At 69.5% G+C, this 18,991-nt stretch carries 18 protein-coding genes; 9 read left to right on the top strand and 9 right to left on the bottom strand.

What is annotated here, in order from left to right; all coding sequences use genetic code 11:
• Positions 1 to 3: 3 nt before the first annotated feature.
• Positions 4 to 330 (top strand): YciI family protein, encoded by a 327-nt coding sequence (locus tag MJQ72_RS16285; protein WP_240599952.1) that lies wholly within the window; start codon positions 4 to 6, stop codon positions 328 to 330.
• On the opposite strand, the gene MJQ72_RS16280 is transcribed toward MJQ72_RS16285, so the two are convergent.
• Positions 327 to 1,151, bottom strand: a complete 825-nt coding sequence (locus MJQ72_RS16280) for a class I SAM-dependent methyltransferase (protein ID WP_240599951.1) — start codon at positions 1,149 to 1,151, stop codon at positions 327 to 329. The genes MJQ72_RS16285 and MJQ72_RS16280 overlap by 4 nt on opposite strands.
• A gap of 143 nt (positions 1,152 to 1,294) precedes the next feature.
• Here MJQ72_RS16280 and MJQ72_RS16275 point away from each other — a divergent pair, with 143 nt between their 5' ends.
• A complete protein-coding gene (locus MJQ72_RS16275; protein WP_240599950.1) occupies positions 1,295 to 1,948 on the top strand; it encodes an NAD(P)-dependent oxidoreductase in 654 nt (217 codons plus the stop codon).
• 65 nt (positions 1,949 to 2,013) lie between these two features.
• Here MJQ72_RS16275 and MJQ72_RS16270 read toward each other — a convergent pair whose 3' ends face one another.
• On the bottom strand, positions 2,014 to 2,934 hold the full coding sequence (locus tag MJQ72_RS16270; protein ID WP_240601341.1) for a proteasome assembly chaperone family protein: 921 nt from the start codon (positions 2,932 to 2,934) through the stop codon (positions 2,014 to 2,016).
• 105 nt (positions 2,935 to 3,039) lie between these two features.
• Here MJQ72_RS16270 and MJQ72_RS16265 point away from each other — a divergent pair, with 105 nt between their 5' ends.
• Positions 3,040 to 3,579 carry a PH domain-containing protein gene (locus MJQ72_RS16265; protein WP_396426947.1) on the top strand — a complete coding sequence of 180 codons (540 nt, stop codon included), beginning with the start codon at positions 3,040 to 3,042 and terminating at the stop codon, positions 3,577 to 3,579.
• A complete protein-coding gene (locus tag MJQ72_RS16260) occupies positions 3,576 to 5,084 on the top strand; it encodes a PH domain-containing protein (protein ID WP_240599948.1) in 1,509 nt (502 codons plus the stop codon). The genes MJQ72_RS16265 and MJQ72_RS16260 overlap by 4 nt, the downstream gene beginning before the upstream one ends.
• Here MJQ72_RS16260 and MJQ72_RS16255 read toward each other — a convergent pair.
• Positions 5,075 to 5,983, bottom strand: a complete 909-nt coding sequence (locus tag MJQ72_RS16255; RefSeq protein ID WP_240599947.1) for an SDR family oxidoreductase — start codon at positions 5,981 to 5,983, stop codon at positions 5,075 to 5,077. The genes MJQ72_RS16260 and MJQ72_RS16255 overlap by 10 nt on opposite strands.
• A 111-nt stretch (positions 5,984 to 6,094) precedes the next feature.
• Between MJQ72_RS16255 and MJQ72_RS16250 the strand changes: the two genes are divergently transcribed.
• The 4 genes from MJQ72_RS16250 to MJQ72_RS16235 all read left to right on the top strand — a co-directional run bounded on the left by MJQ72_RS16250 (position 6,095) and on the right by MJQ72_RS16235 (position 8,451).
• Positions 6,095 to 6,874 carry a helix-turn-helix domain-containing protein gene (locus MJQ72_RS16250; protein WP_315860906.1) on the top strand — a complete coding sequence of 260 codons (780 nt, stop codon included), beginning with the start codon at positions 6,095 to 6,097 and terminating at the stop codon, positions 6,872 to 6,874.
• 129 nt (positions 6,875 to 7,003) lie between these two features.
• On the top strand, positions 7,004 to 7,498 hold the full coding sequence (locus tag MJQ72_RS16245; protein ID WP_240599945.1) for a GNAT family N-acetyltransferase: 495 nt from the start codon (positions 7,004 to 7,006) through the stop codon (positions 7,496 to 7,498).
• Positions 7,499 to 7,855: 357 nt separating this feature from the next.
• A complete protein-coding gene (locus MJQ72_RS16240) occupies positions 7,856 to 8,050 on the top strand; it encodes a hypothetical protein (protein WP_007028443.1) in 195 nt (64 codons plus the stop codon).
• Positions 8,029 to 8,451, top strand: a complete 423-nt coding sequence (locus tag MJQ72_RS16235) for a VOC family protein (RefSeq protein ID WP_016336971.1) — start codon at positions 8,029 to 8,031, stop codon at positions 8,449 to 8,451. The genes MJQ72_RS16240 and MJQ72_RS16235 overlap by 22 nt, the downstream gene beginning before the upstream one ends.
• Before the next feature lie 158 nt (positions 8,452 to 8,609).
• Here the strand turns inward: MJQ72_RS16235 and MJQ72_RS16230 are convergent, their stop codons facing one another.
• Positions 8,610 to 9,881: an aspartate aminotransferase family protein gene (locus MJQ72_RS16230; RefSeq protein WP_240599944.1), complete on the bottom strand. Its 1,272-nt coding sequence runs from the start codon at positions 9,879 to 9,881 to the stop codon at positions 8,610 to 8,612.
• Positions 9,882 to 10,097: 216 nt separating this feature from the next.
• On the opposite strand from MJQ72_RS16230, the gene MJQ72_RS16225 reads away from it, so the two are divergent.
• Positions 10,098 to 12,047: an NPCBM/NEW2 domain-containing protein gene (locus MJQ72_RS16225; protein WP_240599943.1), complete on the top strand. Its 1,950-nt coding sequence runs from the start codon at positions 10,098 to 10,100 to the stop codon at positions 12,045 to 12,047.
• 41 nt (positions 12,048 to 12,088) lie between these two features.
• Here MJQ72_RS16225 and MJQ72_RS16220 read toward each other — a convergent pair whose 3' ends face one another.
• Genes MJQ72_RS16220 through MJQ72_RS16200 form a run of 5 tightly spaced genes read right to left on the bottom strand, consistent with a single transcriptional unit; the run spans position 12,089 to position 18,953 of the window.
• The gene (locus MJQ72_RS16220) at positions 12,089 to 12,784 is read right to left on the bottom strand and encodes a GntR family transcriptional regulator (RefSeq protein ID WP_240599942.1); all 696 of its coding nucleotides are present in this window, start codon (positions 12,782 to 12,784) and stop codon (positions 12,089 to 12,091) included.
• 4 nt (positions 12,785 to 12,788) lie between these two features.
• On the bottom strand, positions 12,789 to 13,574 hold the full coding sequence (locus MJQ72_RS16215; RefSeq protein ID WP_240599941.1) for an SDR family NAD(P)-dependent oxidoreductase: 786 nt from the start codon (positions 13,572 to 13,574) through the stop codon (positions 12,789 to 12,791).
• A 2-nt stretch (positions 13,575 to 13,576) separates the two neighbouring features.
• The gene (locus MJQ72_RS16210) at positions 13,577 to 15,274 is read right to left on the bottom strand and encodes a hydantoinase B/oxoprolinase family protein (RefSeq protein ID WP_240599940.1); all 1,698 of its coding nucleotides are present in this window, start codon (positions 15,272 to 15,274) and stop codon (positions 13,577 to 13,579) included.
• Positions 15,271 to 17,325 (bottom strand): hydantoinase/oxoprolinase family protein, encoded by a 2,055-nt coding sequence (locus MJQ72_RS16205; protein ID WP_240599939.1) that lies wholly within the window; start codon positions 17,323 to 17,325, stop codon positions 15,271 to 15,273. The genes MJQ72_RS16210 and MJQ72_RS16205 overlap by 4 nt, the downstream gene beginning before the upstream one ends.
• Entirely contained in the window at positions 17,322 to 18,953 is a 1,632-nt protein-coding gene (locus MJQ72_RS16200; protein WP_240599938.1) for a thiamine pyrophosphate-binding protein, read from the bottom strand. The genes MJQ72_RS16205 and MJQ72_RS16200 overlap by 4 nt, the downstream gene beginning before the upstream one ends.
• Positions 18,954 to 18,991 lie beyond the last annotated feature (38 nt).

Here is an 18,991-nt window from a genome sequence, read left to right as displayed (position 1 = left end):
CCAGTGCGCTACCTGCTCATGCTCGGCGGAACCGTCGGCGACGAAGGGCTCGACACGGACATCACCGAACCCTGCCGTGCCTGGGCCGGGGAGCTGACGCGGCGCGGCCTGCGCGTCGAGGGGATGGGCCTGCACCCGCCCGAGACGGCGACGACCGTCCGTGTCCGGGGTGGCGAGGCGCTGCTCACCGACGGCCCGTTCGCCGAGACGAAGGAACAGATCGGCGGCATCACCATCCTCGAATGCGAGAGCCGCGAGCAAGCCGTCGAGGCGGCGAAGACCCATCCGTGGGCCGCGATCGGCACTATCGAAGTCCGCGAGATGCTTTAGGCGATCCGCACGGTGACCTGGTTGTCGGCATAGGTGTAGGCCACGTATTCGAATTCGACACCGGTGCGTTCGACGTATTCCAGCCACGCCTTGTGCTCGTGCCGCTGCCAGCCGGGGTAATTGAAGAACTCGTCGAAGTGCACGATGCTGCCGGACCGCAGCCGCGGTCCCACCAGGTCGAGCACGGTTTTCGCCGAGCTGTACAGATCACCGTCCACGTGCAGGAAATCGACGACGCCTTCGTGCCGCTCGAGAAAGCCGGGAAGCGTGTCGGCGAAAAGCCCGACGACGAGCTCGGCACCGAGGACGTCCGGCAGGTCGTCGCGCGCGAAGGAACCGGCGGGCATCCCGTTGAGCCAGTTCTCCGGCAGCCCCTGGAACCAGTCGAACCCGTAGGTCTCGACGCCGCCACGGGCCCGGGCGATCACGCGCAGCGTGTTCCCGCTCGCGACGCCGAATTCGAGGGCCATTCCTCCTGACGGGGCAAGGGAAAGCGCGTACGCGAGAGTCTCTTGTGGACGTGCGAAGTGTTTGGTCCCGGTGAGGTGCTCACGGGCGAACCGGTTGCTGTCGCGGGCCGCGTCCTGATCGCCCGCGTAGATGATGTCGCGACGGCTCCGGATTTCGAACTCGACGATCCGATCGAAACAGCGGTCCCCCTGGCGGACGATCTCCGCCCGCAATTCCGCGGCGACCCGTTCCAGTTCCGCCGTATAGGGATCATGGAATCGCCGGGCGAGCCGGTGCAGGCCCCGGCCGAACGTTCCGCGGGCCGAACGGCCCAAGGTCTTCAGGGCTGAATGGGGTACCAGGTGACGCATTCCGGGACGATACACCAGAACCGTTCGGGTGAACGGGACCAGAACATCCCCGGGGCCGGTTTCGTTGCGGTAACCGAGGGGTCCGCTCCTAGCATCGCGTTCGCCGCCGGTACTCGGGTACCGGCACGGAGAAAAGGAGCACGATGAGCAGCATCGTCATCTTCGGGGCGGGCGGACGCGCGGGGCGCCGCGCCGTCGCCGAAGCCGTGAGCCGCGGGCATCTGGTCACCGCCGCCGTCCGGGATCCCAGCCGCCACGCGGATCTCGCCGGGGACAACGTCACCTTGACCGCCGCCGACGTCACCGTCGCGGAAGACGTCGCGAAGGCCGCCGCCGGGCACGACGCCGCGATCAGTTCCATCTACCGCGCGGATCTCCCGTCACGCGAGTACTACCCGGCCGCCGCGCACGCGCTGATCGACGGACTCGGGCGGGCCGGTGTCGCGAGGCTGGTCGTCGTCGGTATCGGGTCGGCGCTGGAGGTCGAGCCGGGCGTCGCCTTGCACGACCGGCCGGGCGTGCCGCCGGAGCACCGCGAGTTCTCGCTCGGGCACACGGCGGAGCTGGAGGTCTTCCGTGCGTCCGGCGACGGGCTCGACTGGGTGGTCGTCGCGCCGCCACCGGTGTTCCTCGACGAACACGCCGAGCGCACGGGCGTGTACCGCAGCGGGGACCACCGGGTGCTGCCGCGCGCCGAGGACGCGAAGCCGTTCTCCTACGCGGATCTCGCGGTCGCGCTGGTCGACGAGATCGAGCGGCCGGAGCATTCGAGGGCGATGGTCGCCGTCGACTACTGACCCCCAGCTCAAGCCTCGTGAGTGGCGAGGACGGTTAGAACCGTCCTCGCCACTCACGAGGTGACTCAGCGCTCCGGCGAGTCCCCGCCGTTCTGCTCGGCCAGGAACCGCTCGAACTGGTTGCCCAGCTCCTCGGCCGTCGGCATGTGCTCGACCGACTCCGCGAGCAGGCTTTCCTTGCCGGACGCCTCCATGAACGTGTCGTATTGCTGCTCCAGCGCGCGCACGACGTCGGCGACCTTCTCCGAGCCGGCGACCTGGCGGGCGATCTCGGCCTCGGCCTCGTGCGAGGCCTCCCGCAACTCCCCGTCCGGCAGGTTCAGCCCGGTCGCCGCGGCGACGGCGCCGAGCAGGTTCAGCGCGGCGCTCGGGTACGTCGAGTCCGCCAGGTAGTGCGGCACGTGCGCGGCGAACCCGGACGCGTCGTGCCCCCACTGGCCGAAGCGGAACTCCAGCAGCCCGGCGATACTGCCCGGCACCTGCATCCGGTTGGGCAGCGGGCGGTGCTCCCCGACCAGCTCGTTCCGCGTCGCGTGCGCGGTCACGCCGAGCGGGCGGGTGTGCGGCGCGCCCATCGGGATGCCGTGGAAACCGGTGGTGAGCCGGACGTCCCAGCGTTCCACCAGCCCGCGCACGGCCGCGCAGAACCGCTCCCAGTCGTGGTCCGGCTCCGGCCCGGTGAGCAGCAGGAACGGCACGCCGTCGGCGTCGTGCAGCAGGTGGACGACCAGTTCGGGGGTGTCGTAGTCCTCCCAGTGGTCGATGGCGTAGGTCATCGCCGGACGCCGCGAGCGGTAGTCGATGAGCCGGTCGACGTCGAACCGCGCGATCACGCGGTGCTCGGAGGAGTTCAGGAGCTGCTCTGCGACGAGCTTGCCCGCGGAGCCCGCGTCCATGAAGCCGTCGAAGTAGTGCAGGAGCACGGCCCCGCCGAGGTCAGGGACGTCCGAGTCCACCTCGTACAGGTCTTCCGGGTCCAGCGCCACCAGATCCTCCAGGTTTCGTGCGTGCAACCGTCTACGGGTGGCAACGCCCCGATAGGGGGTATCCATTCCGCCGGCCGTGGCCGAAATCCTATCGGTCCGTGACAGGTGTCGTGGTCGGTCCGCACCGAGGTGGTGCAGGGTGGAGGGGTGACGGAAGAGATCCTGGCCCTGCGTCCGCCCGCCAATCGGGTGAGCAGGCGCGCCATCGGCTACTGGACGGTGTGGGCCGCGGTCGGCTGGGTGATCCTCGTCGCGGCGCAGGCCGTGTTCGTGTTCACGAGTGACGACGCGCCGACGTGGCTCACGGTGACGTTGACGATCTCGTGCGTGCTCGCGCCCCTGCATCTGCTGGTCATGCCGCAGTGGCGCTACCGGATCCACCGCTGGGAGGTCACCGGCGAGGCCGTGTACACCCAGGAAGGCTGGCTCAAACAGGACTGGCGGATCGCGCCGATCTCGCGGATCCAGACCGTCGACATCGAACGCGACCCGGTCGAGCAGCTGTTCCGGCTGGCGAAGATCACCGTGACGACGGCGTCGGCCGCGGGCCCGGTCAAGATCTCCGGTCTCGACCACGCCCAGGCGCTCGCGCTGGCCGCGGAACTCACCAGGACCACGCAGGCCACGCCGGGTGACGCGACATGAGCACCGAGGCACCGCCCGACCCCGGCGACTGGCACCGGCTCGACCGCCGGATGCTGCTGATCCGCCCCGTCCTCGACGTCGTCAAATCGCTGCCGGTGCTGATCGGGACGGTGCTCCTCGGCCGCGGCAACGGCTGGGAGTGGTTCGGCCTCGGCGTCACCGCGCTGACCGTGATGGTCGGCGTCTCGCACGTGCTCACGTCGCGGTACCGGATCGCGGACGGCCAGGTGGAGTGGACGACGGGACTGCTGCTGCGCAAACATCGCGCGATCCCGCTGGACCGGATCCGCACGGTCGACGTCACTTCGGAACCGAAGCACCGTTTGTTCTCCCTCAGCGCCGTGCGCATCGGCACCGGACGGCATTCAGCGGTCCAGGGCGCGGGCGACGATCAGCTGGTGCTCGACGCCGTCAGCCAGGCCGAGGCGCACCGCCTGCGCACGGTTCTCTTGCACCGCAAGGAGATCACCGAGACCACCCGGCCACCCGAACAGGTCGTCGCGGAAGTCGACCGCAAGTGGGTGCGGTACGCGCCGTTCACCCTGTCCGGGCTCGCCGTGGTGGGCGCGGTGTTCGCCGCGGTCTGGCATTTCGCGCACCAGCTGGACATCGCCCCGGAGAACGTCGGACCACTGCGGGACCTCCTGGACGGCCTGGCGGACACGGCGCTGTGGCTGATCGTCGTCGTGGCGGCGGCGGGCCTGCTCGTGGTCGTCTCACTGCTGTCGGTCGGCGGCTACGTGCTGTCGTTCTGGAACTTCAAGCTCACCAGGGAATCGGAGGGCACGCTGCACGTCCGGCGCGGGCTGATCACCACGCGTTCGGTGTCCATCGAAGAGGAACGGCTCCGCGGCGTCGAGGTGAAGGAGCCGCTGCCGCTGCGGATCGCGGGCGGGGCGCGGCTCACCGCGATCGCGGGCGGGCTGCGCGAGGGCAAGGGCGGCGACAAGGGCGGCGGGCTCCTGCTGCCGCCCGCGCCCGTCGGCCGGGTCCACGAGGTCGCGGCCGAGGTGTTGCGGGAGAACTTCGACCCGGCCACCGTGCCGCTGAACCGGCATCCGAGACGGGCGCTGACGAGGCGGCTCACCCGCGCGATCGGCGGCGTGCTGCTGCTCGCGGCAGCACTGTTCGGGCTGGCCTGGATCGATTTCCTGCCGTCGTGGATGTGGCAGGTCGCGCTCGGCCTGGTGCCGTTCGCCGCGCTGGTGGGCTGGGACCGTTACCGCAACCTCGGCCACGCGATCGTCGGGCGGTACCTGGTCAGCCGGTCCGGTTCGCTGGCGCGGGCGACGGTCGCGATCCGGCGTGAGGGTGTCACCGGCATCGTCGTCAGCCGCTCGTTCTTCCAGCGCCGCGCCGGATTGATCACCGTGACGGCGCCGATCGCGGCGGGCAGGGGCGGCTATCAGGTGGTCGACGTCGGCGAATCGGCGGGGCTCGCGATGGCGGAGCAGGCCGCGCCCGGTCTGCTCACGCCCTTCCTCCGCCGGGACGCTCAGCGGTAGCCGGTGACGTCCGCGGGCAGGCCGGGGTCCTGGACTTCGACGAGATAGCGCCAGCAGTCGGGCCTGCTGCCGTCGAGGTCGGTGAATCCGTATTCCTTCGCCAATTCGCCGCTGGACACCGATTTCCCGTTCCAGCGGGCGACTTCCGCGTCACCGGCCAGCGCCGCGACCGCCCGGCCGACGAACGCCGGGCTTTCGGAAATGGCGAAATGCGGCTGCACCTTCGTCGCGTCACGCCAATTCTCTTCCGTCACCCGATAAGCGTCGAGCATCGCTTCGGACCGCAACCACCCCGGCGTGACGGCCACCGCGGTACCGCCGTGCGGTGCCAATTCGTGGCCGAGCGCGAACGCCATCCGGTTCACCGCGGTCTTGGCGAGATCGTAGAAGAACGAAACGCGATAGTTCTCCGAGTTGTACTCGGTGGTGCCGTCGTTGACCTCGACGACCAGCGCCCCCGGATTCCTGATCATGAGCGGAAGCGCGAAATGACTGGTGATCGCATGCGTGTCGACGGCGAGCCGCAGCGTCCGCAGTCCGACGTCCAAAGTGGACTCCCAGACCGTCTTGTCCCATTCGATGGGTGCGCCGTAGATGTCGTTGACCAGCACATGCAGCGCGCCTTGCTCGGCGTCGATCCGTTCCACCAGTTCGCGGACCTGGTCTGCCGCCAAATGGTCCACACCGATCGCGATCCCGTGCCCGCCGGCCCGATCGACGAGCGCCGCCGTCTCCTCGATCGTCTCCGGGCGATTCATTTCCGATCGCCGGGAACCGGTACTGCGGCCGGTCACGTAAACGGTCGCGCCGGCGGCGCCCAGCTGGACCGCTATTCCCCGGCCCGCCCCGCGAGTCGCCCCGGCGACCAACGCGATCTTGCCCGCCAATGGCTTTTCCATGGCCCGAACCTAGCAAGAAGTCCGCTTGTTCGTGGACCAAAGTCCCTGGTCCGCAATTCACACAATGTGCTACTTTCTTGACTCTTCGTGATTCTCCGGCGAGAGGTCGAGATGACGCCTGCCGCACGATCCCTGGACACCACCGCCCCGCCGAAACGCACCCCCGGCGCCAGCAGCTCACGCAAGGTCCTGCAGCTGCTGCTCTCGTTTTCCGAACGCCGCTGGGACGCGAGCGTCGCCGAACTGGCCGCGAGGATCGGCACCCCGGTCGCCACGACGTACCGCTATGTGGCGCTGTTGAAGGAACTCCAGCTCCTGGAGGAGGGCAAGACGGGGCGCTATCACGTGACGAGCCAGGTGATGCCGCTCGCGCGGGCCGCGCAACTGGCGAACGACCTCGCCCGCCTCGCCCGGCCGTCGATGGAGGAGGCCGCCCGCGACCTCGGCGAGACGGTGCTGCTGTTCCAGCATTTCGGCGATTCCGCGGTCTGCGCGGACCGGGTCGAATGCGAACGCGCGATGCGTTTCACCTTCCAGCCGGGACATTCCGTCCCGCTCGGCACCGGCGCGTCGGGCAAGATGCTGCTCGCCATGCTGCCGGAGGGCGAACGCGAAAGACGGCTTTCGTCGATCGTCCAGCGTCGCGGCCCGAGCGTGCGGGAAGAGGTCAAACGCGCCGGGGCGAACCGGTATTCGGTGAGCTGGGGCGAGCTGGACGACGGCGTCTGGTCGTGTTCGGTGCCGATCCCGAGCACCGGGCACCGGCCCGCGGTGCTCACCTTGGCCGCCCCCGCGACCCGGATCGGCGACGACGCGAAACGGGCCGCCATCGTCGCGCTCCAGTCGTACGCGGGCCGGATCCACCGCGCCGTTTCGTCGTTCGCCCTCTGATCACGCGAGTTACGCCTCCAATCACGTGTGATCGCCGTTCAATCACGCGTGTGCGCCCTCTGATCACGCGTGTCCCCCCTCGCGGTAATTCGCGCGCGGCCGCCCGGCGCGGCGGGTACAACTCGATCCGTGATCCGACTCGCCACTCCCGAAGACCTTCCCGCGCTCCAGGACATCGAACGCGCCGCGGGCGAACCGTTCCGCGCGCTCGGCATGGCCGCGATCGCCGACGACGACCCGCCGTCGATCGCGGACCTCACGGCCTTCCAGCGCGACGGCCGGGCCTGGGTCTGGGACGCCGGCGAGGGCCCGGTGGCGTACCTGCTCGCCGAGGTCGTCGACGGCCACGGCCACATCGAGCAGGTGTCGGTCCATCCGGATCACGCGCGCCGTGGCCTCGGGCGGCGGCTGATCGAACACGCCGCGGAGTGGGCCTCGCGCGAAGGCCTCGCCGGGTTGACGCTGACGACGTACGCCGAGGTGCCGTGGAACGCCCCGTACTACGCGAGGCTCGGCTTCACGACACTCGACGAAGAGAGCCTCACCGAAGGCCTGCGGGCCGTCCGTGCCCACGAAATCGCCCGCGGCCTGGACGTGTGGCCGCGGGTGACCATGCGGCGGTGACCCGGCACCTCCTACTGAAGGCGCCTGTCCGTGAAGGCCTCCTTGAGGGACTCTGGGTCCCTCAAGGAGGCCTTCACGGACTTGGGCACACGGGCGGCGTGAGCGCAGGCGGAACTCGCGTGATCAGGGACGTAACTCGCGTGACCGGAAGCCGCACTCGGGGTGTTCCGCCGCCGATCACGCGAGTTCCGGCTTCGATCACGTGAGTGCGGCCGATCGCCACTCACGACCCAACCGGCGCCGGTGACCCGCGCGGGGGTTGGGTTGGCGACAGCCATCGAACATGTGTTCTACTGTCCGCGCCGGTCCCGGAGGGGGAAGCTCCGCGGGCCGGCACCGGACTTCAGGGAGGCACGGATGGCGGTCAAGATCACCCATCTCACCAACGGGCAGCAGGTGCGCTTCGCGAACGCGGACGGCGCCCGCCGCTACGCCGAGATCATCGGCGGCGGGGTCGACAAATGGCGGTTCACCGTGGTCAGCGGGCATGAGCGCCCGGAATTGTCGGGGCGGGTCGTTAATGTGCCGGTATGGCGTATGACTTCCAGGTGACCGTGGACTCCGCTCATCCGCACGACCTCGCCGACTGGTGGGCCGAGATGCTCGGCTGGCAGGTCGAGGGGAGCAACGAGGAGTTCATCCGCGAGATGGTCGCCAAGGGCTATGCCCCGGAAGAGGCGACCACCACGCACAACGGTGTCCTGGTGTGGAAGGACGGCGCGGCGATCGTCCATCCCGAGACGAAGCAGCGGTTCCTCTTCCAGCTGGTGCCGGAGGGGAAGACGGTCAAGAACCGCCTGCACCTCGACATCCGGATGGGGGCGGACAAGATCGAGGCCGAGCTCGAGCGGCTGACCGCGCGCGGCGCGACCTTCCTGCACCGCGGCAAGCAGGGTCCGGCCGAGTGGATCACGATCGCCGACCCGGAAGGCAACGAACTCTGCCTCTCCTGAGGCGGGCCCACGAGGGCCCGCCACTGGGGGTGTCATGAAGGGACCTGGTCCCGTCGGCTGTGCCCTTCATGACCGAGCGCGCGGCCCTCGTGCGCGTCAAGGCCTCGTGAGTGGCGAGGACGGTTCTAACCGTCCTCGCCACTCACGAGGCCCGATGTCTAGGCCAGCTTGTCCAGCGCGCGCGGCAACGCGGTCGCGAGCAGGTCGAGCTCGGCCTCCCCGGCGATCAGCGGCGGCGACACCGCGATCCCCTTGGCCAGGTTCCGCACGAGGACGCCTTCGTCCCGCGCCAGCCGCTGCAGCCGGTTCGCCGCGCCAGGGTTCGCCTCGACGACGTCGGCTTTCAGTTCGACCGCGCCGAGGAAGCCGAGCCCAGCCCGGACCTCCTTGACCAGCGGATGCGAAGCCAGCCCGGAAAGCGCGTCGGCCAACGGCTTCTCCAGTTCCCGCCCGCGCGGGATGAGCCCGTCGCGCTCGTAGATGTCCAGCGTCGCGTTCCCCGCTGCGCAGGCCACCGGATGCCCGGCGTAGGTCGCGCCGTGCCGCAGCACCGGCGCGCCTGGCTTCCCGGTGAAGAAGGGTTCGGCGACCCGGGGCGCGACGATCAGCGCGCCCAGCGGGATCGTCCCGCCGGTGATGCCCTTCGCGGTCGTGATCATGTCCGGTTTCACGGCCCACCGGTCGATCCCGAACCAGGTGCCGAGCCGCCCGAACGCGGCGATCACGCAGTCCGCGACGAACAGCACGTCGTGCCTGCGGCAGATCTCGGCGACCGTCTCGATGTACCCGTCCGGAGGCAGCAGGACGCCGCCCGCGCCGATCACCGGTTCGCAGAAGAAGGCCGCGACCCGCTCCGCGCCGACCCGCAGGATCTCCGCTTCGAGCGCCTCGGCACTGTCGTAGGGCACGTGCGAGATGTCGCCGGGCAGCGGCCCGAAGCCCGCCGCGTTGGCCGCGATGCCGCCGACGGCGGTGCCGAAACCGTGCGTGCCGTGGTAGCCCTGCACCCGGCCGATGACGTGCACCTTCTCCGGCCGCCCGGTGTGCGCGAAATACGAGCGGGCGATCTTGACCGCGGTGTCGATGACGTCACCACCGCCCGAGCCGAAGAAGACCTTCGAGCCCGGTTCGGGCGCCAGCGCGGAAACGCGCTCGGCGAGCTTCAGCGCGGGCTCGTTGGCGTTGTAGCCGAACAGGTTGTACGAATCGAGCGTCCGCAGCTGATCCGCGACCGCCTGCGCGATCTCCTCGCGCCCGTGCCCGAAGTTCGCGTACCAGAGTGACGCCGTCGCGTCGAAGTACCGCTTGCCCTCGTCGTCCCAGACATAGGAACCCTCACCGCGGGTGACGACGAGCCGGTCGCCGTCGACCGCTCCCATGTCCGCGAACGGGTGCCACAGCGGATTGCGCGCGGACGCCGACGAAACCATGATCTTCCTCCTCGTGCTCGTGCCCCCATCCTCACCCGGATCCGGCCGGGACGCGAACACTCCATCGTGCACAGTTCGCGCGCCGGACCTGTCCGGCTTGTCGCGGCGCCCGCCGGTGAATCTCCAACACCATCCCTTCGGCTCTTGACCGGCGTCGGTCGATCCTGTTGTTTGATGAGTGAGTTTGTTCAAAGTTGAGCATTCTGGGAGGAACTTATGCGTCGTCTCGCCGGCACGCTCGTGGCCGCCTGCACGCTCACCGCCCTCTGTGTCGTCCCGGCGGCCGCCGCCGAGAGCCCACCACCGGTCTCGACCCCGCCGATGGGGTGGAACAGCTGGAACAAGTTCGGCTGTGACATCAACGAGAAGCTGATCCGGGAGACCGCGGACGCGATGGTGTCGTCCGGGATGAAGGCCGCGGGCTATCAGTACGTCAACATCGACGACTGCTGGGCCGAGAAGAACCGCACCGCCGACGGGAAGTACGAACCACACCGGACACGCTTTCCCAGCGGTATCAAGGCATTGGCCGACTACGTGCACGGGAAGGGCCTGAAGCTCGGCATCTACACCAGCGCCGGCACGGAAACCTGCGCGCGGACCATGCCCGGTTCACTCGACCACGAAGAGGTCGACGCGCAGACTTTCGCGGACTGGGGAGTCGACTACCTCAAGTACGACAACTGTCACAACCAGGGCCGTCCCGCGCTGGAGCGCTACACGAAAATGGGCGAGGCGTTGAAGAAGACCGGCCGCCCGATCGTCTACGCCCTTTGCGAATGGGGCGAGAACAAGCCGTGGGAGTGGGGTAGGAGCGCGGGGGCGCAGTTGTGGCGCACCACCGGTGACATCAGCGACACCTGGTCGAGTATGACCAGCCTCCTCGACCAGCAGGTCGGCCTGGAAGGCTATGCCGGGCCAGGCGGGTGGAACGATCCGGACATGCTCGAAGTCGGCAACGGCGGCATGACCGACACGGAATACCGCTCCCACTTCGCGCTCTGGTCGTTGCTCAACGCGCCTCTGCTGGCGGGCAATGACCTGCGCTCGATGTCCGAGGCGACCAAAAAGATCTTGCTGAACAAGGATCTTCTCGCGGTCGACCAGGACTGGGGCGGCAAGCAGGGCCGCAAGATCCGCGACGACGGCGACACCGAGGTCTGGGCCAAGCCGATGTCCGACGGCTCGAACGTCGTCGTGCTGTTCAATCGCGGCGGTGCCCCGGCGACCCTGTCCGCCACCGCCACCGAGATCGGCGCCCCGGCGGCGTCGGGCTACCGGGTCCGGGATCTGTGGACCGGCGCGGAGACCGAATCCGCGGGCACCCTGCGGGCCGGGCTGCCGAGCCACGGCTCCGCGGTGTTCCGCGTCTGGCCGTCGAACCAGCCGAAGGCCGCGCCGCATACGACGCTTTCCTTGACCTCGCCCGAATACGCGGCCGCCGACAAGCCGTTCACCACGACGCTGCGGGTGTTCAACGACGGCCGGACGCCGATCCGGTCGGGTGTGGTGAAGCTGGTGGTCGGCGCGGGCTGGAAGCCCGACGGTGCCACCGAAGCGCGAATCCCCGCCGTCGCGCCGGGGAAATCGTGGGCACAGACGTGGACCGTGCGGCCGTCGTCCCCCGGCGGCGACCGCGTCGAACTCTCCGGGCTGTTCGGCTACCGGACGTCCTGGGGTGCGCGGTCGTTGTCCGTGGACGGAAGCGCTCCCCTCGTGAAGCCACCCGCGCCGGGGGCGAACGCGCTGTCGAAGGCGGTGTTCATGACGGCGGACAACGGCTACGGCCCGGTGGAACGCGGGACCAGCAATGGTGAATCGCAAGCAGGCGACGGGCACCGGATGAGCATCGGCGGGGTGACCTACGACGACGGGCTCGGCGTCCACGCGCCGTCGAAGGTCCGGCTCTACCTCGGCGGCGGATGCGCGTCGTTCACCTCGTCCGTCGGGGTCGACGACGAGAAGGCCGGAGGCAGCGTGGCTTTCGAGGTCGCCGGGGACGGGAAACGGCTGGCAGGCACCGGTGTGCTCAAACGCGGCCAGGCCGCGGAGAAGCTTTCCGTGCCGCTGAGCGGGGTTCAGGTGCTCGATCTGGTTGTCACGGACGGCGGTGACGGGGTCGACTCCGACCACGCGGACTGGGCGGGCGCCACGCTCACCTGCTAGAGCTCGTGAGTGGTAAGGACGGTTCTAACCGTCCTTACCACTCACGAGTCCCGGCGGTCATAAGCGGCGAGAAGCTGCTTCTCCGCATCCCGCAGATACTTCTCCAGCGCCGTCTCGGCGGGTCCGAAACGGCCTCGCTCCAGGTCCCGCAGGATCCGTTCGTGCCGCTCCAGGAACGGCTCGAAGAACGCGCGCGTGTTCTCCGCCAGCACGAAGATGAGCCGCGTCTCCGCCAGCACCTGGCGCATCGTCGTGCTGACCCGCTCGCTGCCCGCCAGGTCTCCCACTGCCTGATGGAACGCGATGCTCGCGGTTCCGACGGCCTGCCAGTCGCCCTCGTCGGCCGCGGCACGGCCGGCCCGCACGGCGTCCGCGACGGCCGAAAGATCCACAGTGGACAGTTCCGACGCGCGCCGCAGCGCACCGCATTCGGTGACCCGCCGCATCACGTAAAGATCGGAGATGTCCTGCGCGGTCAGCTCACGGACGAACACCCCGCGGTTGAGCTCGTGCACGGCGAGCCGTTCGTGCGCCAGCAGCTGGAAGGACTCCCGCAGGGTGTTGCGCGAAACGCCCAGCGCGGCGCTGATCGACGGTTCGGAAAGCCTCGACCCCGGCGGGAAGACACCTTCGGTGATGCGCTGGCGCAGGATCTCGGCGACGCGCTCCGCGGTCCCGCTCCGTTCGAGCAAGGGTCTGTCGCGGGCCAGTGTCTCCTCGGCGGCAGATGTGGACACGGCGCTACCTGACGCCGAGCTCGAAGTCGAGACTGTACCGGTTGCCCGGCATGGCACCGGCGGCCTTCGCGCCGTCGATCGGGAGCGCGACCCCGTTGACGAACCGGGATTCGTCGCTGGCCAGGAAGACCACGGCCTTCGCGACCTCCCACGCCTCGCCGACCCGCCCGGCGGGTGTGCTCGCGACGAGCTGGTGCTGCTTGGCTTCGAAATCTTCAGGCGAAGCGAGGGTGCCGCGCAGCATGTCCGTGTCGATCGCGCCCGGGTTGATCGTGTTCGCCCGGATCCCCTGGTGCGCGTGCGCGACGGCGATCGACTTCATCATGCCGACCAGCGCGTGCTTGGTGGCGTTGTACACCGGGTCGCCGGGCCTGCCCATCATCCCGCCGTTGGACGACGTCGTGACGATGCTGCCCGCCTTGTTCGCGATCATATGCGGCAGCACGGCCCGCGTGCCGAGGAAGGCGGCCCGCACGTTCAACGCGAAGATGTTGTCGAATTCCGCCAACGTGGTGTCGGCCAGCGGCTTCCCGAGGTGGATGCCGACGTTGTTGAACAGCACGTCGACCCGGCCGGTTTCGGCGACAACGCCGCGCACGAACTCGTCGACCTGCCCTTCGTCGGTGGCGTCCACAAGGGAGTGACGGGCGCCTTTGACGGCTTCCGCGGGTTCACGGATGTCACTGGAGAACACGGTCGCGCCCTCGGCGACGAACTCCTTCACGGTCGCGAGACCGATGCCCCTCGCTCCCCCGAAGACCACCGCGACCTTGCCTGCCAGCCGGCCCATGCTCATTTCCTCCCTCTCGGCGAAACCGCCGTGTAGTCCTCCGGAAGACGCACCAGCGCCCCGGGCTCCCCGTGATAGGTGACCTCGACGCCGTACAGTTCGCGCGCCGCTTCCACCGAGATGTATCCGTCGACGACGTCGGCGAGCACGGCATCCGGGTCCCGGTCCACCGGATCGCCGTAACCGCCGCCACCCGGCAGGACCACGTTCACCACGTCGTCCGGCCGCAGGTTCACCCGGCTCTTCGACGGCAGGACGCCGCGGGTCAGCTCGAACCGGCCCACCGCGCCGTCGTGCCCGGAGTCCACACCGGACGCGGGCCGGTGAACCCGGTCGACGTTTCCGTTGACACTCCAGGAGATCTCACCGCGGGCGGCCATGGTCGTGCACTGGCCGAGGCCACCGCGCCACTTCCCGGCGCCGCCCGAGTCCGTGCGCAGCACGCGTTCGCGCTGGATCAGCGGCGCCATCGTCTCGATGACCTCCGTCGGCGTCGACCGCAGGCCGCTCGGGAACCCGGTGGTGCTGAGACCGTCCTTTGTGGACCTCGCGCCGATCCCGCCGGTCTGGAAGACGTTGAGCATGAACTCACGGCCCCCGGCGTCGGCGCCACGCCAGATGGTCATCCACAACGCGTCCGCGCTGTGCGCCATGGCGTTGCCGGGCAAGGCGGTCATCAGCAGCGACGGCAGGAAATGCCCGATCAGATGCCGCGACGCGACCGGAGCGGGCGGCGTGCAGTTGAGCACCGACCCTTCCGGCGCGGTGACGTGCACCGGCCGGAACGAGCCCGCGTTGTGCGGCACCTCCGGCGAGATGGCCGCCTTGATCGCGAACGACGCGTACGCCCTGGTGTAGTTCAGGACGACGTTGATCCCGCGGCGGCTCTGCGGCGACGATCCCGCGAAATCGAGGTGGATGTCCTCACCGTCGATGGTCACGGCGACCTTGAGGACGACCTCTTCGTCGTCGAAACCGTCCGTCGCCAATTCACTCGTGTACGTGCCGTCCGGAAGTTTCGCCAGCGCGTCACGAAGCGCCCGTTCGGAGCGGTTCATGATCTCCGCGGCGACGTCGTCGAGCGAATCGAGGCCGAATTCCTCCAGCAGCCGCACCAGGCTGGCCGCGCCGACCTCGTTGCCGGTGACCTGGGCGTACAGATCGCCGATGGTCTCCTCCGGGGTGCGGACGTTGGCACGGATCAGCAGTTCGAGATCCGCGTTGACCTCGCCGGCGCGGAGGAACTTCATGATCGGCAGGCGCAGTCCCTCTTCGAAGACCTCGTGCGCCTCGGCGGAGACCAGCCGCCCGCCGATGTCCGGGGCGTGGCAACAGGAAGCGAACCAGGCGACCAGCCGTCCCCGCAGGAACACCGGCGTCGCGACGGTGATGTCGTTGATCTGCCCGGCGGTCTGCCACGGGTCGTTGGTGAGCAGGACGTCGCCCGGCTCCAAGGTCTCGGGCGGATACGCGGCGACGAAATGGTGCATCCCGGTCGCCATCGCGTTGATGTGGCCGGGGGTGCCGCCGACGGACTGGCCGATCATCTCGCCGCGCGAGTCGAACACCGCGCAGGCCAGATCGAGCGACTCCCGCACCACGGACGAGAACGCGGTGTTGACCAGCGCGTTCTGCTGTTCGGCCAGGATCGAATGCAGCCGGTTCCCCAGCAATCCCACGAGAATCGGGTCGACGCTCATACCGTCACCACCAGACTGGCGTCTTCGCCGACGACGCAGCGCGCGCCCGGCGGAACGACCACAGTGGACTCTCGCTCCTCCACGATGGCCGGTCCTTCGACCCGGTCACCGGCCTTGAGCCGATACCGATCGAACACCGCCGTGTCGACAAATCCACCCACGGCGGGAAAGTAAGCCGGCCGGCTCCCCTTGCGCGCGTCGCCCTCCGCCTCGGCACCCGCGAGCTTCAGCGTGACTTCGGGCGTCGGCCCGCTGGAGACGACCCGCCAGTTGAGCACCTCGATCGCGACGTCCGGCCCGGTCCGCCGGTACAGCGTCCGGTAGGTCTCGGTGAACGCGCCGATGAGCGATTCCGGCCAGTCCCCCCATTCGACCGGCACGCGGATCTCGTAGCCCTGCCCGGAGTACCGCATCTCGGCGATCCGGCGGTGGGTCACATCGTCCACACCGGACTTTCGGAGTAGTTCCGCGCCTTCGGCCTCCATCTCGGCGAACCGCGCGTCGACCTGCTCCCACGAGAGATCGAGCACCGCCGAGCGCGCCGAACGGACGAAGTCGAAGGCCAGTGGCGCGGTGAGGAATCCCGCCGCGCTCAGCACCCCGGCGGCGGGCGGCGCGACCACCTCGGGCGCGCCGAGCGCCCGCGCCACGCCGACGCCGTGCACCGGTCCGGCGCCGCCGAAGGTGAACATCGGCAGCTTCGCCGGATCCTTGCCGCGCTCGACGGCGTGGACGCGGGCGGCGTTGGCCATGTCCTCGTTGACGCTGGTGTGAATACCCCAAGCCGCCTCTTCGACGCTGACGCCGAGTGGTCCCGCGATCTTCGAGCGGATCGCCTCCCGCGCGCCCTCAGCGTCCAAAGTCATTCCGCCGCCGAGGAAATATCCCGGATCCAGGTAGCCGAGCACGAGGTCGGCGTCGGTCACGGTCGGCTCGGTGCCGCCTCGTCCGTAGCAGACCGGGCCGGGCTCGGACCCCGCCGAATCCGGGCCGACGGTGAGCAGGCCGAGCGCGTCGATCCGCGCGATCGAGCCGCCGCCGACGCCGATCTCGATCATGTCGGTGACCGGAACCTTGACCGGCAGCCCGGATCCCGGCAGCAGCCGGTACTTCCGGTCCACTTCGAACTCGTGCGTCACCAGCGGCGCGCCACCGGAGATCATGCACAGTTTCGCGGTCGTTCCCCCCATGTCGAAGGCCAGCAGATCCTCGACACCGGCCGCGGCGCCGATCGCGGACGCGGCCAGCGCGCCGCCCGCCGGGCCGGATTCGAGGATGCGGATCGGGTAGCGCGCGGCGGTGTCGACGGTCGCGATCCCGCCGTTGGACAGCATGATGTGCGGCGACGGGCGCACCCCGGCCTCGTGCAGACGCCGCTCCAGGTCACGCAGATACCGTTCGGTGAGGTCCTGGACGTAGACGTTCGCGACCGTCGTGGAAGCGCGCTCGAACTCGCGGATCTCGGGGACGACTTCGCTCGACAGCGCGACCCGCAACCGGGGCGCGGCATCCCGCAGCACCTCGGCGGCGCGTCGTTCGTGCACGGGATTCGTGAAGGCGTGGAGGAAACAGACCGCCACCGCGTCGATCCCGCGGGCGTCGAGCTCGCGGCCGAGCCGCGCGACGTACTCCTCGTCCAGTCCCGTGTGGACGGTTCCGTCGGCGTGGATCCGCTCGGGAACGTCGAACCGCAGATGACGCGGCACCAACGGGGCGGGGAGTTCGATGAGCAGGTCGTACAGCTCGTACCGGTGCTCGCGCCGCATCTCCAGCACGTCACGGAAACCGGCGGTCGCGAGCAGTGCGGTGCGCGCTCCCTTGCGTTCGATCAGCGCGTTCGTGACCAGCGTGGTGCCGTGGACGAACTGCTCGACGTCGCCCGCGTCCAGCCCGGCGTCGGCGAGTGTCCTCTTGAGACCTTCCTCGACCGCTCGGGCGGGCTCGTCATGCGTCGTCAGCACCTTGCCGACGGCGACGACCCCGGTCTCGTCGAGCACGCAGAGATCGGTGAACGTACCGCCGATGTCCACGCCGACGCGAAGCCCGGTCACGGGGATTCCTTGCGATACCAGCGCGGTGAGGTGTTGAGCGGCGGCGCCATCTTCGCGCGGACGACCAGCACGTTCGGCTCGTCGGACTCGACGAACTCGCCGAGCAGCCGCCGGAATGCCCGCCCGAACCCGGAGACGCGATCCGCGTGCACGCCGAACGACCTCGCCAGGCCGACGAAATCAGGGCTGTCCCAGTCGACGCCGCGCCGCGGCAGCCCGGCACGATCCTGGTCGTAGCGCAGCATCCCGTACCCGCCGTCGTCGACGACGATCGTCGTGACCGGCAACTGCTCCTGCGCGAGCGTGTGGAGATCACCGCAACCGAAGAGGAAACCGCCGTCACCGGTGACGCAGATCGCGCGGCCCGACCCCGCGGCGCTGGCGCCGAGCGCCGCCGGGAAACCGTAGCCGAGAGTGCCCCAGCCCATCGGATACGCGAGCTTGCGCGGCGCACGGACCCGGTGGAACCCGCCGATCCAGTACCCGGCCACGCACATGTCCGCGACCACGACCGCGTCGGGCGGCAGCACCTCGTCCAAAGTGGACAGAAGGTCCGCGGCCTGCGGCTCCTCTTCCTTGATCCGCCGACGGACCCGGGCGGAGACCTTGGCGAGCCTGCCGACGAGCGCCGCGATACCGGACCGTTCCTCGACCTTCAGCGCCTCGACGAGCACCCGGGCGTCGCCGACCAGCGTGATGTCCGGCTGGTAGTTCTTGGCCGCGTCGTCCGGGTCGACGTTGATCGCGATGAGCTTCTTCGGCTTCGGCATCAGCCAGTTCTGCGTCATCAGCCCGTCGAAGTCGGTACCGATGGCGAGGACGACGTCGGCCTCGTCCCATAGCGCGCCGACCTCGGGCGCGTGCACCGGATTCGGGGCGAGACAAGGATGATCGACCGGCAGGAGCCCGCGGGCGCCGAACGTGGTGAGCACCGGCGCGGCCAGCCGTTCGGCGAGTTTCCCGATCGCCTCGCCAGCCTCGGCGCGCAGCGCGCCGCCGCCTGCCCAGATCAGCGGCCGGTCGGCGGCGGCCAGCAGGGCCTCGGCCTCGGTGAGATCCGGGATCTCGGCGGGCCGGGCATGCGAACGCGGCGGACGGCGCGCGGGCGTCCGCTCGGACAGGAAGTCGGTGGGGATGCCGAGGTACACCGGCCCGCTCTGCGGCTGGAGCGCGAGCCGGGCCGCGCGGTGCAGCGTGGCGGCGACCTGATCGGCACTCGTGACGGTGAACCCGGCCTTGGTGACCGGCGCGAACATCGCCTGCTGGTCCGACGTCTCGTGCAGCACGCCGCGGACCACTCCCGGCCGCCGCAGCGTGGACGGGATGTCGGTCGCGATGATCAGCACCGGCGCCGCCGACGCCATGGCTTCGCCGACGGCGGCGAGCGTGTTCGCTGCGCCGGGCCCCGTGGTCACCAGCGCGACGCCGAGCTTGCCCGTCGCGCGGGCGTAACCGTCGGCCGCGTACCCCGCCGTCTGCTCGTGCCGGACCCCGACGAGCCGGATGTCCGTATCGGCCAGCGCCTCCCATAACGGCAGGTTGTGCACCCCGGGGAGACCGAAGACGACTTCGGTCCCCAGAGCGGTCAGCGCGTCGGCGAGATGCTGGGCTCCGGTGGGTGCAGGCACCCCGCCGATAGTGCCAGATCGTTCAACGATCCAGCAAC

The sequence above is a fragment of the Amycolatopsis sp. EV170708-02-1 genome, assembly GCF_022479115.1.
Lineage (GTDB): Bacteria > Actinomycetota > Actinomycetes > Mycobacteriales > Pseudonocardiaceae > Amycolatopsis.
This window is presented reverse-complemented; position numbering and strand designations above follow the sequence as displayed.

Bases quoted from the DNA above. Each gene is read 5' to 3' on its own strand.
- MJQ72_RS16280 (WP_240599951.1), bottom strand. From the start codon at position 1,151: ATGCGTCACCTGGTACCCCATTCAGCCCTGAAGACCTTGGGCCGTTCG.
- MJQ72_RS16275 (WP_240599950.1), top strand. From the start codon at position 1,295: ATGAGCAGCATCGTCATCTTCGGGGCGGGCGGACGCGCGGGGCGCCGC.
- MJQ72_RS16260 (WP_240599948.1), top strand. From the start codon at position 3,576: ATGAGCACCGAGGCACCGCCCGACCCCGGCGACTGGCACCGGCTCGAC.
- MJQ72_RS16255 (WP_240599947.1), bottom strand. From the start codon at position 5,983: ATGGAAAAGCCATTGGCGGGCAAGATCGCGTTGGTCGCCGGGGCGACT.
- MJQ72_RS16250 (WP_315860906.1), top strand. From the start codon at position 6,095: ATGACGCCTGCCGCACGATCCCTGGACACCACCGCCCCGCCGAAACGC.
- MJQ72_RS16240 (WP_007028443.1), top strand. From the start codon at position 7,856: ATGGCGGTCAAGATCACCCATCTCACCAACGGGCAGCAGGTGCGCTTC.
- MJQ72_RS16235 (WP_016336971.1), top strand. From the start codon at position 8,029: ATGGCGTATGACTTCCAGGTGACCGTGGACTCCGCTCATCCGCACGAC.
- MJQ72_RS16230 (WP_240599944.1), bottom strand. From the start codon at position 9,881: ATGGTTTCGTCGGCGTCCGCGCGCAATCCGCTGTGGCACCCGTTCGCG.
- MJQ72_RS16225 (WP_240599943.1), top strand. From the start codon at position 10,098: ATGCGTCGTCTCGCCGGCACGCTCGTGGCCGCCTGCACGCTCACCGCC.
- MJQ72_RS16215 (WP_240599941.1), bottom strand. From the start codon at position 13,574: ATGGGCCGGCTGGCAGGCAAGGTCGCGGTGGTCTTCGGGGGAGCGAGG.
- MJQ72_RS16210 (WP_240599940.1), bottom strand. From the start codon at position 15,274: ATGAGCGTCGACCCGATTCTCGTGGGATTGCTGGGGAACCGGCTGCAT.